This window comes from Acinetobacter sp. NIPH 542 (genome assembly GCF_000369825.1).
In the GTDB taxonomy this organism is placed as follows: Bacteria; Pseudomonadota; Gammaproteobacteria; order Pseudomonadales; family Moraxellaceae; genus Acinetobacter; species Acinetobacter oleivorans.
Map to the genome: position 1 here is coordinate 1 of NZ_KB850207.1, position 13,926 is coordinate 13,926.

The 13,926-nt window shown below is 39.1% G+C and carries 11 protein-coding genes; 3 read left to right on the forward strand and 8 right to left on the reverse strand.

Annotated elements, in window-relative coordinates; translation table 11 throughout:
- Positions 1-165: 165 nt before the first annotated feature.
- The gene (gene tyrS / locus F886_RS17160; protein ID WP_081402302.1) at positions 166-1,398 is read right to left on the reverse strand and encodes a tyrosine--tRNA ligase; all 1,233 of its coding nucleotides are present in this window, start codon (positions 1,396-1,398) and stop codon (positions 166-168) included.
- 61 nt (positions 1,399-1,459) lie between these two features.
- Here tyrS and F886_RS17165 point away from each other — a divergent pair, with 61 nt between their 5' ends.
- Both F886_RS17165 and F886_RS17170 read left to right on the forward strand, forming a co-directional pair.
- Entirely contained in the window at positions 1,460-2,587 is a 1,128-nt protein-coding gene (locus tag F886_RS17165; RefSeq protein ID WP_004795587.1) for an anhydro-N-acetylmuramic acid kinase, read from the forward strand.
- A 128-nt stretch (positions 2,588-2,715) separates the two neighbouring features.
- Positions 2,716-3,558: an alpha/beta fold hydrolase gene (locus tag F886_RS17170; protein WP_005308349.1), complete on the forward strand. Its 843-nt coding sequence runs from the start codon at positions 2,716-2,718 to the stop codon at positions 3,556-3,558.
- 61 nt (positions 3,559-3,619) lie between these two features.
- On the opposite strand, the gene erpA is transcribed toward F886_RS17170, so the two are convergent.
- The 4 genes from erpA to F886_RS17190 all read right to left on the reverse strand — a co-directional run bounded on the left by erpA (position 3,620) and on the right by F886_RS17190 (position 7,704).
- Positions 3,620-3,955, reverse strand: a complete 336-nt coding sequence (gene erpA, locus F886_RS17175; protein WP_003656048.1) for an iron-sulfur cluster insertion protein ErpA — start codon at positions 3,953-3,955, stop codon at positions 3,620-3,622.
- A gap of 124 nt (positions 3,956-4,079) precedes the next feature.
- The gene (locus tag F886_RS17180; protein WP_005308352.1) at positions 4,080-5,084 is read right to left on the reverse strand and encodes a putative solute-binding protein; all 1,005 of its coding nucleotides are present in this window, start codon (positions 5,082-5,084) and stop codon (positions 4,080-4,082) included.
- Between the two features lie 352 nt (positions 5,085-5,436).
- Positions 5,437-6,444: a putative solute-binding protein gene (locus F886_RS20295; protein WP_003656045.1), complete on the reverse strand. Its 1,008-nt coding sequence runs from the start codon at positions 6,442-6,444 to the stop codon at positions 5,437-5,439.
- 255 nt (positions 6,445-6,699) lie between these two features.
- Positions 6,700-7,704 carry a putative solute-binding protein gene (locus F886_RS17190; RefSeq protein ID WP_005308355.1) on the reverse strand — a complete coding sequence of 335 codons (1,005 nt, stop codon included), beginning with the start codon at positions 7,702-7,704 and terminating at the stop codon, positions 6,700-6,702.
- Between the two features lie 253 nt (positions 7,705-7,957).
- Here F886_RS17190 and F886_RS17195 point away from each other — a divergent pair, with 253 nt between their 5' ends.
- On the forward strand, positions 7,958-9,889 hold the full coding sequence (locus F886_RS17195) for an ATP-binding cassette domain-containing protein (protein WP_005308358.1): 1,932 nt from the start codon (positions 7,958-7,960) through the stop codon (positions 9,887-9,889).
- 50 nt (positions 9,890-9,939) lie between these two features.
- On the opposite strand, the gene F886_RS17200 is transcribed toward F886_RS17195, so the two are convergent.
- The 3 genes from F886_RS17200 to gyrB all read right to left on the reverse strand — a co-directional run bounded on the left by F886_RS17200 (position 9,940) and on the right by gyrB (position 13,900).
- Positions 9,940-10,866, reverse strand: a complete 927-nt coding sequence (locus F886_RS17200; protein WP_005308361.1) for a TolB-like translocation protein — start codon at positions 10,864-10,866, stop codon at positions 9,940-9,942.
- 135 nt (positions 10,867-11,001) lie between these two features.
- Positions 11,002-11,394 (reverse strand): cytochrome b562, encoded by a 393-nt coding sequence (cybC, locus tag F886_RS17205; protein ID WP_005308364.1) that lies wholly within the window; start codon positions 11,392-11,394, stop codon positions 11,002-11,004.
- Between the two features lie 37 nt (positions 11,395-11,431).
- On the reverse strand, positions 11,432-13,900 hold the full coding sequence (gene gyrB, locus F886_RS17210) for a DNA topoisomerase (ATP-hydrolyzing) subunit B (RefSeq protein ID WP_004795574.1): 2,469 nt from the start codon (positions 13,898-13,900) through the stop codon (positions 11,432-11,434).
- Positions 13,901-13,926 lie beyond the last annotated feature (26 nt).

Below are 13,926 nucleotides of genomic sequence, written 5' to 3' on the forward strand. Positions count from 1 at the left end.
CTCTACTCTCAAGCTATATTTCGCTCTATCTTGTTATTTGCTTTGATTACTTTTCATTATTACTGATCTATAGGTTGTTCCACGTGGAACGTTAAATTGTTTTTTTTGATCCTTAAATAAAAAAAAAGCAGGATTACTCCTGCTTTTTATCACTACATAACATTCTTAGTCAGTGAACGTTACACGTGCAATTGCTTTTTTACCTGACTGAATAATGAAAGTACCGTTTTCTTTTACAGAGAAGCCTGCGTCAACAGCCTTCCAATCAACTTTTACTGCACCGCGAGCTACTGCATCTTTTGCAGCTGCAGCATTCGGATTTAATCCAGCTACACGTAGAATCGTGGCAATAAATATTTCTCCACCAAACTCACCACGCGAAATAGTCACCTCTGGGGTGTCTTCTGGTACTTCACCTTCTGTAATAAGGTTGCCAGCACTTTTATGTGCATTAGCGGCAGCTTCTGCATCATGGAAGCGCTCAACTAGCTCAAGTGCAAGAATACGTTTTACTTCCTGTGGATTACGACCAGCAGCAATTTCTTCTAATAAAGCTTTGATCTCATCTAGAGATTTAAAACTTAATAAATCGAAATAGCGTTCAATTAAAGAGTCTGGCATTGATAAAACTTTTTGGTACATTGCCCCTGGTGTATCAAATACACCAATATAGTTACCTAAAGATTTAGACATTTTATTTACGCCATCTAAACCTTCTAGAATCGGTACAGTGATACACACTTGCGATTCTTGGCCATAACGGCTTTGTAAGGTACGACCCATGAGTAAGTTAAAGGTCTGGTCTGTACCACCCAACTCAACGTCAGCTTCAAGCGCAATTGAGTCATAACCTTGAACTAAAGGATATAAAAACTCATGAATTGCAATTGGCTGATGGTTGCTATAGCGCTTAGTAAAGTCATCACGCTCTAACATACGAGATACAGTTTGCTGACTTGCTAACTGAATAAGGTCAGCAGCAGACTTTTGATTAAACCATTCTGAGTTAAAACGTACTTTTGTTTTATTCGGGTCTAATATTTTGAAAACTTGTTCTTGATAAGTTTTAGCGTTGGCTTCTACTTGTTCACGTGACAACGGCGGACGAGTTGCACTTTTACCAGTTGGGTCACCGATCATGGCTGTATAGTCACCAATTAAGAAGGTAACTTCATGGCCCAAATCTTGGAAAGTTTTTAATTTATTAATAAGAACCGTATGTCCTAAATGTAAATCTGGTGCTGTAGGATCGAAACCAGCTTTAATTTTAAGAGGACGATTCTCTTTGAGCTTTTTCAGTAAATCTTCTTCTGAAATAATTTCGTGCGTGCCTCGTTGGATGAGGGCAAGCTGTTCTTCGGCGGGCAAGAAATTTGACATCACAAAACCTAAACACATCAGTTATTCAATTTGTGCGATATACTAACATTTTTTCAGCGTCTTGCAGGGGAAGTTGCATATGAGCGCAATCTATATCGGCGTAATGACTGGCACTAGTATGGATGGTGTGGATATTGTTGCGGCTTCATTTGAGCCACTACAGCTTCATGCCACTCTTACAGTTCCATTTGAACCCGAGTTACGTGATGAGCTTATGGCGTTAACTTTGCCTGATGACAATGAAATTGACCGCATGGGTAAAGCTGATGTTGCTTTAGCCAAAATGATTGGTCATGGCATTAATACTCTCATTGAAAAAAACCAGTTAGATCGTAGTCAAATTAAAGCAATTGGGTCGCATGGACAAACCATTCGCCACCGTCCAGAACATGGATTTACGCTACAAATTGGCGATCCCAACATCATTACTGAAATCACTCAGATTCCGGTTGTTTCAGATTTTCGTCGTAGAGATATGGCAGCAGGCGGTCAAGGCGCACCATTGGTCCCAGCTTTCCATCAAGCACTATTTCAACATCCCAGTATTCATCGTGTGATTTTGAATTTGGGTGGTATTGCCAATGTGAGTATGTTGCCTGCCAATAATGCTGACGGCGTATTTGGTTTTGATACAGGACCTGCAAATATTTTGATGGATGCGTGGTGTCATCGCCATACAGGTCATCCATATGATGAAAATGGTGACTGGGCAGCTTATGGTCATCCTATTCGCTCTTTACTCGACCGCCTTCACGCCCATGAATATTTTTCTAAAGAACCCCCTAAAAGCACAGGTCGTGAAGACTTTAATATTGACTGGTTAGATGATCAGTTAATCGATTGGCGAAATGATTTAACTTACGATGAGTTAGAAGATACACCTGAAAACATCCAAGCTACCCTATTAAAGCTTACTGTGCGTGCCATTCAAAAAGCGATTTATCGTTCTGAGATGGAAACAGGTGAAGTATATGTATGTGGTGGTGGGGCTTATAACTCTTATTTATTAGAACAATTACGCTGGCGTCTTCGTAAGCACAATTGGTCTGTTCAACCTACAGATGTTTTAGGGCTCTCCCCTACTTGGGTTGAGGCTACAGCATTTGCATGGTTAGCAATGCGCTTTGTAAATGGTTTAAGTGGTAATTTGCCCGCAGTAACAGGTGCTTCGGATTTCAGAATTCTAGGTACAATCACAGTAGTATAAAAACTACTTATTGATTTGATTGGTTAGATTCGACCTCATAGCACATTTACTGACCCGAAATGCTGTTATTTAAATGAGCATAAAAACTCATGATAAATGCCGACAAAAATAATTTAAGGCATGTTTGTATGGATCTGACTAAACGTATTTCTCAATACACACGTGGGGCTTGGACATTCGATGTGATTGATTCAGGCCCTATAGATGGTCCACTCGTTGTTCTATTACATGGTTTTCCAGAAACTGCTCATAGTTGGGAGCAAACCTCTGAATTATTGCATCAGCATCAATTTAGAACGCTTGCGATTCATCAACGTGGTTATAGTTTAAATGCTAGGCCTCAAAGCCGATTTCAATATTCACTGAGTGAACTTGTAGAGGATGTGGCAAGTTTAATTGAGCAGCTTGGTCAGCCAGTTTATTTAATTGGGCACGACTGGGGCTCGGCAATTGCCTCGGGCGTTGCGATGAAGTATCCACAAAATATTCAGCATCTCACTTTAGTTTCTGTGCCTCACCAAGCTGCTTTTCTAAAAGCCTGTTTAAGCAGCAGACAACTTTTTAAATCTTATTATTTTGCAATTTTTCAGCTACCGATTCTGCCCGAACTTTTATTTAAAAAGATACCTAAATTGGGCCGTAAGTTTCTTAAGTCATCAGGTATGACCGAGCAACAAATTGCGATATTCGAGGTTGAGTTTATAGAAGAAAATAGATTAACTACGGCATTCAATTGGTATCGTGGCTTTTTTTGGGACAAGCCTCAAAATCCTTTTAAAGCAATAGATGTTCCTACTCTTTTTATTTGGGGTAAACATGATATTGCCGTTACAGAAAAAAGTGCCGAGCTAAACTCAAAGTATTTTAAAAATAGTTATAACGCAGTTTTTATGGATGCATCGCATTGGATTCCATATCAGAATGCACCTGAACTGGTGCAATATTTTTTAGAATCTGTCCGTAAAAAATAATGATCTGACCAATAAAAAAACCTCTCAAAATAGAGAGGTTTTTTTAATTTTAAAATTCTATTTAAATCGAGAACGAAGAACCACAACCACATGTTGTTGTTGCATTCGGGTTTTGGATAATAAAACGTGACCCTTCAAGACCTTCTACATAGTCAACCACTGAGCCAATTAAATATTGATAGCTAAGTGAGTCAACAAGCATTTTTACATCGCCATTTACGAATTCTGCATCATCTTCATTTACGCTTTCAGCAAAATTGAAGCCATACGAAAACCCTGAACACCCGCCTCCTGTTACATATACACGTAACATGAGATCGTCATTCCCTTCACTATCACGGAGTTGGCGTACCTTATTGGCAGCATTATCTGTCAAAACTAGAGCTTGGGCATTCATGATGATTGTTCCTCGGATTTTGCTGTGCCTTTCAAAATAAAAAAGACCCTATATTGAGTATAGCATAATCAATATAGGGTCTGTCTTCGAAGTTTAAAGCGAATCTTGAGTATTTTTATCAAGATTATTTGTAATTCTCGTCCTGTAAAGCACATTCGAAGTTTTTAGCATCTTGCTTACAGCGGAATTGCCAAAGGAGTTTCATCATGCGTTTATCGTATACACCACGTTGTGTAAGGTTAATTCGAGACTCACGCATAAGCTTTTGGTAGCCTGGTTTATCGGCTGCTGGAACATCCATCCAGTATTTTTGTGGAATATCAGCTTTCATTTTACCCAAGATGGTAAAGGCACGTGGTAGCTGACCTGAAACCCATTCTCTAGATTTCTGACCAAAACCAGCTGGGAACTTATCAGGACGGATAATAATATTTCCTGTGACCTGTAAGATCGGATAGTTCACGATTGCACCTTTTGTTCCTAAACCTTTTTGTAGCTCTAAAGGCTTAAATGCTGCTGCTGGCGCACCAATAATATCAACTTGATGGTTATTAAATTTCGCACCGAAATTTGTGACGTCTGCACTAACCGCCTGTGCCCCGACCTGCTGAACCATAATTTTTTGTGCTTCATCATAGTCAAGAACAGCAATTTTCTTACCTGCGGCTTTCGCTACTGTATTGATGCTGCGATCGTTTACTAGAAGGTAAGCATCACCAACTGGAATAACACCGACAACCTCATAACGACCATTAACCATATATTTACTAAAAGTTGGACTCGCTAAACCTTGCATTATTTTTACAGCAAGCTTGAGGTCAGGAATGGCTCCGATTGCATCTAATGACCCAGTAAATGAGTTAAATTGACGGCCACGCATCCCTGACACACTAATACCATCACATTTGCCTGCTTTAAAATCTTCAGCAATCACGGCTTCATTTTGGTTTACTTTAAGTTCAATATCAGCTCCCCAGTTTTTAGCGGCAAGTTGATAATCCTTCATTAGTGCATAGACATCGCCATTTTTACCAACGAAGTCAAAAACACATACTGTTTGTTTAGCCTGAGCTACAAAAGAAACTGTAGTAAGTCCCATCGCAAGTAATAACATTTTGGAAAATTGCATATTCTTTTTCCTTTCCTTGTGGAGTTTTTGTTTTTCGATACCAAGAAATTTCACACCGATCAGGTATGAATCGGATAGGCCTCATATAAAAATCATGATGGAATATTTGTATAGACCCTATTTGCTTTTATGATTTTATTTCCATGAAAAATAGATAGCGATTGACCTATCTATTAGCAATTATTTTAATCACTCAAGTCCTTGATCCATTTTTATACCTTTATGTTTCCTTATGAAGTTTTTATCTAAATTTAGCTTAACGTCTTTCTAATTAACCACAATGGCAGAATTGACAGCACATATAAAACAAAAAGCCTAGAACTAAGTCTAGGCTTTTTGAGAGAAATTAGAATTATTCACCAGGCATTGAACATTCAAAGTTAGCCTTGTCTACAGAACAACGTGCTTTTTTCAATACAGACATCATTCCTGCATCGTAAACACCGCGTTTAGTTAAGTCCATACGGCCATCACGCAACATTTTTTGATACTTAAGTTTGTCTTCTGCACTTAAGTTCATTTTGTATTTGCCAGGAATTTGCGCTTCTAAACGGTTGATCATTGCAAAGTTCTTAGGTAACTGTTTAACGAACCAGTCACGAGATTTTTGACCAAAACCAGCTGGGAATTTATCAGAACGTAATACTAGATCTGCTGTAACGTGTAATACAGGGAAATTCCACATTACACCGTTTGCACCTAAACCTTTATTTAACTCTAATGGTTTGTAAGCATAAGCAGGCGCACCTACCATATCTACCTGACCATTGTTAAATTTCGCGGCAAAGTTTGAAATATCAGAAAGAACCGCTTGAGCACCTACACGTTGCACCATAATTTTTTGTGCATCGTCATAACCTAACACGGCGAATTTTTTACCCGCAGCTTTTTCAACAGAGTTGATGTTTTTGTCACGTACGAAAATGAATGCTGAACCTAGCGGAGAAATACCAGCAACTTCGTATTTTTTACCACCCATATTAGTGGTCATTTTTGCTGCATTACGCGCATCTAATACATAGGTAATTGCACGTTGAGCGATTTGGTTATTTGGAACACCACCGAGTGAGTCGATAGATCCTGCGAATTTGTTATATTGGCGTGCACGCATTGCTGTCATTGCTACAGCATCACATTTGCCTGCTTTAAAATCATTATCAGCAACAGCCTCGTCCTGACGAGGAACTAAGTTAATTTCAGTACCCCAGCCTTTTGCAGCTAGAGCCCATTCTTCCATCATTTTATATGAGTCGCCTGCTTTTCCTAAGAGGTCGAATACACATACGGTACTCGCTGCTTGCGCTGAAGCAGAAAAACCAACAACAGAAGCGGCAGCCATAGCAAGTACGATTTTTTTCATTTTCTTCATCCTTCCACGGAACAGATTTTTTGTTTGAAGTTTCCTTTCAAAGACAGATATTAATCATGTTTTTTAGAAAAAAATAGAGCTTTTACTCAAATATTTTTATCTCATTGAACCATTGTTTGTTCAATTTAAATTATTTATTAGTGGTAAAAATCACTAAGTTTCCGTAAGTTACTTTTTATATTCACAATTTTCATACCCATATTCAGCTTTGAAATATATGTAGCGTTTTTGTGTTTAAAAAATAAACTATTCTCCATTAAGGGTACATTCAAAATTAGTTCTTTCAACCGTACAGCGAGCACGCTTCAGCACACTCATCATTGTTGCATCGTATACCCCTTGTTTTGTTAAGCTGAGGCGACCATCACGTAAAATTTTTTGATATTTAATTTTGTCTTCGACTGAAAAATTCATTTTAATTTTTGATGGTACGCCCATTTCTAGCCGTTTTATCATGGCAAAGTTCTGAGGTAATTGCTGTAGAAACCAAGCACGTGACTTTATACCGAAATCTGCGGGGAACTTATCACTTCGAGCAACTAAATCTCCCGTAACGTTAACCACAGGGAAAGTAAACATTGCCCCTTTCCCTGCAACCCCTTTACCAATCTCTAAAGGTTTATAAGCATAAGCTGGTGCAGCAATTGCATCGACTTGTCCACTATTAAACTTTTTCACAAAATCGGTAATTTCTGATGGAATAGGCTGGGCACCTACACTTTCCACCATAATCTTCTGTGCTGCGTCATATTGCAAAATAGCAAATTTAGTACCGCGTACTTTTTCAATTGAATTCAAGTTTTTATCTCTTACAAATAAATAAGCCAATCCAATCTGAACAATCCCGACGACTTCGTAATTGACTCCATTTTGTACAGTTACCATACGATGTTTATTACGCTTATCTAAAACGTAGCTAATTGCTTTTTGGGCAATGGCATTACTGGTTACTCCACCAATCGCATCAATCGAACCTGCAAATTTATTGTAATTTCTCGCCCGCATGGAAGTCATATAAGCTGCATCACATTTGCCTTCACGCAGCCTACGGTCAACCAAAGCTTCATCTTGAAATGGAATTAAAGTGATATCTGCTTGCCACTCTTTCGCTGCAAGCGCCCACTCTTCCATCAGTTTATAGGATTCACCTGACTTTCCTAATAAATCAAACACACACACATTTTGTCCCGCATGTGCTGTTCCCATCGCACAGCAAAATGCTGTGCCAATTATCCCCAATCTTTTTTTCATTTGACTTTCCTTAGTCTAGTTTTATTAGTAGCTCATTAATCAACCAAATTTTAAACTGTTTTTATTTTAGCCATATTTTTTTAAATGTGTTCTATCTTGTTCAATATTTTGAGAATTTCGGATGAATAGCGAAATTTAGAATGTCTTGATATATGTAATTATTAATAGCTACTCACTAAAATCCGGAAAGTTTTGTTTTCATCGGCAGTTCTCTTTAAAATACAGCATCCCTCACTCACCTCGATACAATAAGATGATTCAATTTGACCAAGTTTCTTTACGCCGCGGTGGACGTGTTCTATTTCAAAAAGCGTCTATGCAATTACACCCAGGTTGGAAGATTGGTCTAACTGGTGTAAATGGTGCAGGTAAGTCAACATTATTTGCTGCATTACTTGGAAGTTTAGGTGCCGATGAAGGTTCACTTACTCGTCCTACAGGCTGGACTGTAGCGCATATGGCTCAAGAAATAAAAGCCTTAGATATGCCTGCAATTGATTTTGTTCTTTCGGGTGATGAAGAATTTTGGGATATTCAAAATAAGCTTGCTCAACCAGATCAACTGACTGATTTTGAATTAGCTAAATTACATGGCCGCTTTGATGAAATTCATGGTTATTCAGCACCATCAAAAGCAGCCCAACTCATGGCTGGTCTTGGTTTTCTAGAAAATCAATTGCGCTTAAACGTTGAGAGTTTCTCAGGGGGATGGCGTATGCGCTTAAATTTGGCGCGTACCCTTATGAGTCGTTCAGATTTATTATTACTAGATGAACCAACCAACCATTTAGACTTGGATGCAATTCTGTGGTTAGAAGATTGGCTTAAAGCCTATGAAGGTACACTCATCCTCATTTCGCATGACCGCGACTTTTTAGATGCGATTACAGATCATATTCTTCACATCGAAAATCAGGAACTCACGCTTTACACCGGAAACTACTCTACATTTGAAACTACGCGTAGTGAACGTCTTGCCCAACAACAACAAGCTTTTGAGAAACAAGAAGAAACACGTGCTCACTTACAAAAGTTTATTGACCGTTTTAAAGCAAAAGCGACGAAAGCTCGTCAAGCGCAGAGTCGTATCAAACAACTTGAGCGCATGCAGCAACTTGCACCCGCTCATGTAGATACGCCGTTTACGTTTAGTTTCCGTGAACCCACCAAAATGAGTTCTCCTTTGCTAACTTTAGACAATGCCAGCATTGGTTATGGTGATAAACAAATAGCCGAAAAAATCAGATTACAAATTACACCAACCTCACGTATTGGTTTACTTGGTATGAACGGCGCAGGTAAATCAACATTGATTAAGAGCTTGGTTGGTGATTTACCTCTCTTAGCGGGTGAACGTAAAGCTTCCGAACTGCTTAACATTGGTTACTTTGCGCAGCACCAAATGGATGCATTAGATGGCCATGCTACTCCAATGTTACAGCTTGCTCGTATAGCAGATAAAAAAATTAGTGAAGCCACCCTACGTTCTTTCTTAGGTAGTTTTGGCTTTAGTGGTGAACGCATGGATACGCCATGTGAAACCTTTTCTGGTGGAGAGCGCGCTCGTTTAGCCCTCGCACTCATTGTATGGCAGCGTCCAAACGTTTTAATTCTCGATGAACCGACGAACCATTTAGATCTAGATATGCGTCATTCACTGAGCATGGCATTACAAGACTTTGAGGGTGCTGTTGTACTGGTTTCCCACGAACGTCAACTCATTGCAAGTGTTTGTGACGAGCTTCTTTTGGTACACGGCGGTAAATGTACCGAATTCGAAGGTGATTTACAGGATTATGCAAAATGGCTACGTGAAGCACGACAGCAACTCATCAATGCTCAAACTGCTGTAGCACAGAATAATTCGTCCTCTACCACTACTGCTGTCCCAGCTAAAGTTGATAAAGAAGCTCAGCGTAAAGAAGCAGCTCGCCGTCGTGAACAGACTCGACCTATTCGTAAAAACATTGAAAAAGTTGAGTCTCAAATTGAGAAGCTTCAACCGCAGCTTGCCAAAATTGAAGAATCTCTAGCAGACACATCTCTATATGAGGCTGCACGTAAAGACGATTTACTCAAACTTATGAATGAACAGACTGAGCTGAAGGCTAAACTTGAGCAACACGAAGAGCAGCTTTTAGAACTCATGATGGAGTTAGAAGAAATGGAAGCTTCTTTTGATTAATCTGTTTTCTAAAATAAAAAAGCCGATTTCTTAATCGGCTTTTTTATTAATTAATAAGGGGTATAAAAAGCCCCTAATTCATTTAAATTGCTATTTACAGGTAAAGGCCAAACATTGCTTGATTGGCTATCTGCGATATATAGATCATAACCGCCTCGACTGCCTGTTTGTCCGGCAAGAGACACCACCATGTAACGCTGATCTAAAGGCGCTGGATCTGAAGTATCATAATTAATGCTGTTGAATGGCAAACGTGTGGTTTGTTTATTAGCCATATCATAAGCATAAATCTGATCATGGGCATTTGTTGAGCTATACCAGCGCACATATAAAAACTGACTGCCTTGCCACCATACTGGATAATATGAGGCAATATTGGTCAGTTGTGTATCATAGGCACCCGACTGATCAATACTGAAAACTCTAGAATTATTTCCAGCACCTTTCGCATACAAGATTTGGGTAGTATTTACCATCGGATAAGGCATCGACTCTTCTATGTCCCAACCATTTTGAGTGACAGAAGTAATCGTACGATCCGTCATTTTAACGATTTTTAAATCGCCATTTTGTTTAAAAATAATACGCTGGTTATCTATGAATTTTGGATCTTCATCGCGTTTATTATTTCCCTGAGTTAAATTAATGGGTAACTCACTACTACCCACTTTCCAAGCATACACATCCCATGCATCGCCATAATGCTGCCCAGAGTTAACCCCCATAAAAGTTAACCATTTACCATCTGGGGAAAAATGGCCATTCATCATATGGTCGATTTTCCAGTTTGTACCCAGCAATGTAGTCTGCTGCGTTGTGAAGTTATAAAGATAAAGCTTACTGTCCCATGCGTCATAATCACTATAACGATGAAATACTAATTTGCCATAAAAGGTCGGGACTGTAGCAGCATGCAATTGAAACACACTAGTGACAAAAACAATGCTACACAATATGAGTTTATAAATCTTTTTCATAATTATATTGCCTATTGTTATTAGTAAGTACCGCCTAGAGAATATAACTTTCAATAGTTTAGGTGTTAAACAAAATGCTTTTCTGGATACAAAAAAAGGGCTAATGATGATTAGCCCTTTCCCATAAAAAATCAATTATCTAAATTTTTTATGATTTTCATTTCGAATTTTGACTAAATTGATTGCTTCAGTTTTTGCTTGGTCTAATTGTCCTTGCTCAACTAATGCAGTTACTTTATCAATCTCAGTAACAAGCTGATCTAAACCAGCTTGGTACTCTTTTACCTGTACATTTCCTGAAGGTAAACCTTCGAGTTTATGCGGCAAATATTGCTTAGAAGAAACTGCTGCTTCACGCATTACAACAAGTTGTTGTTTCGCATTAGCAGCATCTTTCGCTTCAGCAAATGCTTTAGTGCTCTTAGCTAAAGTTTTCATATTTGTTTCTAAATCAGCTGCCCAAACAGCAGAGCTTCCTAGAAACGCACATGAGATTAACAAACTAGCTAATACTTTCTGACCCATCATCTTCTCTCCCTAGACTGATTTAGAATCGTGTTATCAATTAAGCATCAATATCCGCATTTAAAGCATTTTCTTCAATGAATGCACGACGTGGTTCCACATCATCACCCATCAAGCAAGAGAACATACGATCTGCTTCAATCGCATCGTCAATAGTTACCTGCAACATATTACGGTTTTCAGGGTCCATTGTCGTTTCCCAAAGCTGTTCAGCGTTCATCTCGCCAAGACCTTTATAGCGCTGAATCATCATACCACGGCGCGAATCTTGCAAAATATGCTGCCAAACTTGATGGAAGTTAGCCACTTGAATACGGCGATCACCTTTTTGTAAATAAGCACCATCTTCAAGCAAACTGAACCAACTCTTCGAGTTTTTCAACAAACGTGCATACTCAGCTGAATTCAATAAAGCTGCATCAAGCAAATATGCATGTGGCAAGTTATGAACATATACTGTAATACGCGGCCAATAATGCGCAGATTTTTCACCTTGAGCATTTTCACGCTCAAATGACTCTAGTGTAATTTCTGGGCGTAAACTTGGCTGTAATCTTGTAATGATAGCTTTTACTTGATCAGCCCATTGTTGTACATAAGCCTGATCATGATTTTGATCGCTCTTGAATGCTTCTACTTCAAGTAAAGCATCCAATAAGCTAGCTGGATAACGTAAAGTTAAGCGCTGCAAGCTCTTTTGTGAAACTTGATAGTCTTGAATGACTTTTGCAAGTGCTTCACCCGTAATAGCAGGTGCTTCAGCATTAGTATGCAAAGACAGCTCATCAATCGCATTTGAAATTAAATAAGTTTCCAACGCATCATTATCTTTGATGTATTGTTCCTGCTTACCTTTTTTCAATTTATACAAAGGTGGCTGTGCAATATAAATATGCCCACGCTCAACCAATTCTGGCATTTGACGGAAGAAGAACGTTAATAACAAGGTACGAATGTGCGAACCATCAACGTCGGCATCGGTCATGATAATGATTTTATGATAGCGTAGCTTATCGGGATTATATTCTTCACGACCAATACCACAGCCAAGTGCAGTAATTAAAGTACCAACTTCCTGACTAGAAATCATTTTGTCAAAGCGCGCACGTTCAACGTTCAGGATTTTACCTTTCAACGGCAAAATAGCCTGCATTTTACGGTTACGGCCTTGCTTGGCACTACCACCTGCAGAGTCACCCTCGACAAGATATAGTTCAGAAAGTGCTGGATCTTTTTCCTGACAATCTGCCAATTTACCTGGTAAACCTGCGATATCAAGCGCGCTCTTACGACGCGTCATTTCACGTGCTTTACGTGCAGCATCACGTGCACGTGCAGCATCAATAATTTTGCCTGCAATCGATTTTGCAGCTTGCGGGTTTTCAAGTAAGTAAGCAGAGAACTCTTTGTTCATTGCTTGCTCAACTGCTGGTTTTACTTCACTCGATACCAGTTTTTCTTTGGTTTGAGATGAGAACTTCGGATCAGGTACTTTTACCGAAATAATAGCAGTTAAACCTTCACGCGCATCGTCACCGGTTACATTGACTTTTTCTTTCTTGATAATATTTTCATTTTCAAGATATTGGTTAAGACCACGTGTCAACGCTGCACGAAAACCTGCTAAATGCGTACCACCATCTTTTTGAGGAATGTTATTGGTAAAACAACGAACGTTTTCTTGATAACTTTCGTTCCACTGTAAGGCTACTTCTACAACAATGCCGTTATCTGTATCCGCAGTGAAATGGAAAATCTCATTCAGATGAGTTTTACCTTCGTTAATGTATTTTACGAACTCAGATAAGCCACCTTCGTAGTCATACACATGTTCAAGGTTAATTCGTTCATCACGTAAAACAATACGCACGCCCGCGTTTAAGAATGAAAGCTCACGTAAACGACGCGCTAGAATTTCTACGTTAAAGATAGTTTGACTAAAAGTTTCTGCACTTGGCCAAAAACGTACTGTTGTACCGCTTTTATCTGTTTCACCAATCACACGTAATGGATATTGCGGATCGCCGTGTTGATATTCTTGCTCATGCACTTGACCAGCACGAGAAATCATTAAATGTAATTTGCGTGAAAGTGCGTTTACTACAGAAACACCTACGCCGTGCAAACCACCTGAAACTTTATAGCTGTTGTCATCAAACTTACCACCTGCGTGCAGAATGGTAAGAATTACTTCCGCTGCAGAAACACCTTCTTCGGGGTGAATATCGGTTGGAATACCACGGCCATTATCAGAAACGCTTACTGACTCATCTTCATGAATAGTGACAATAATTTCATCACAATGCCCAGCTAAAGCTTCATCGATTGCGTTATCGACTACCTCGAATACCATATGGTGTAAACCGGTACCGTCGTCTGTATCCCCAATATACATACCCGGACGTTTACGAACTGCATCTAATCCACGTAATACTTTAATACTAGAGGAATCATAAGCCTTTTCATTGGTTTGTTCTGTTTGAGAGGCTGATTGAGACTCTGAACTCATGGTTTCTCCCTAGCAAATATAGGTTT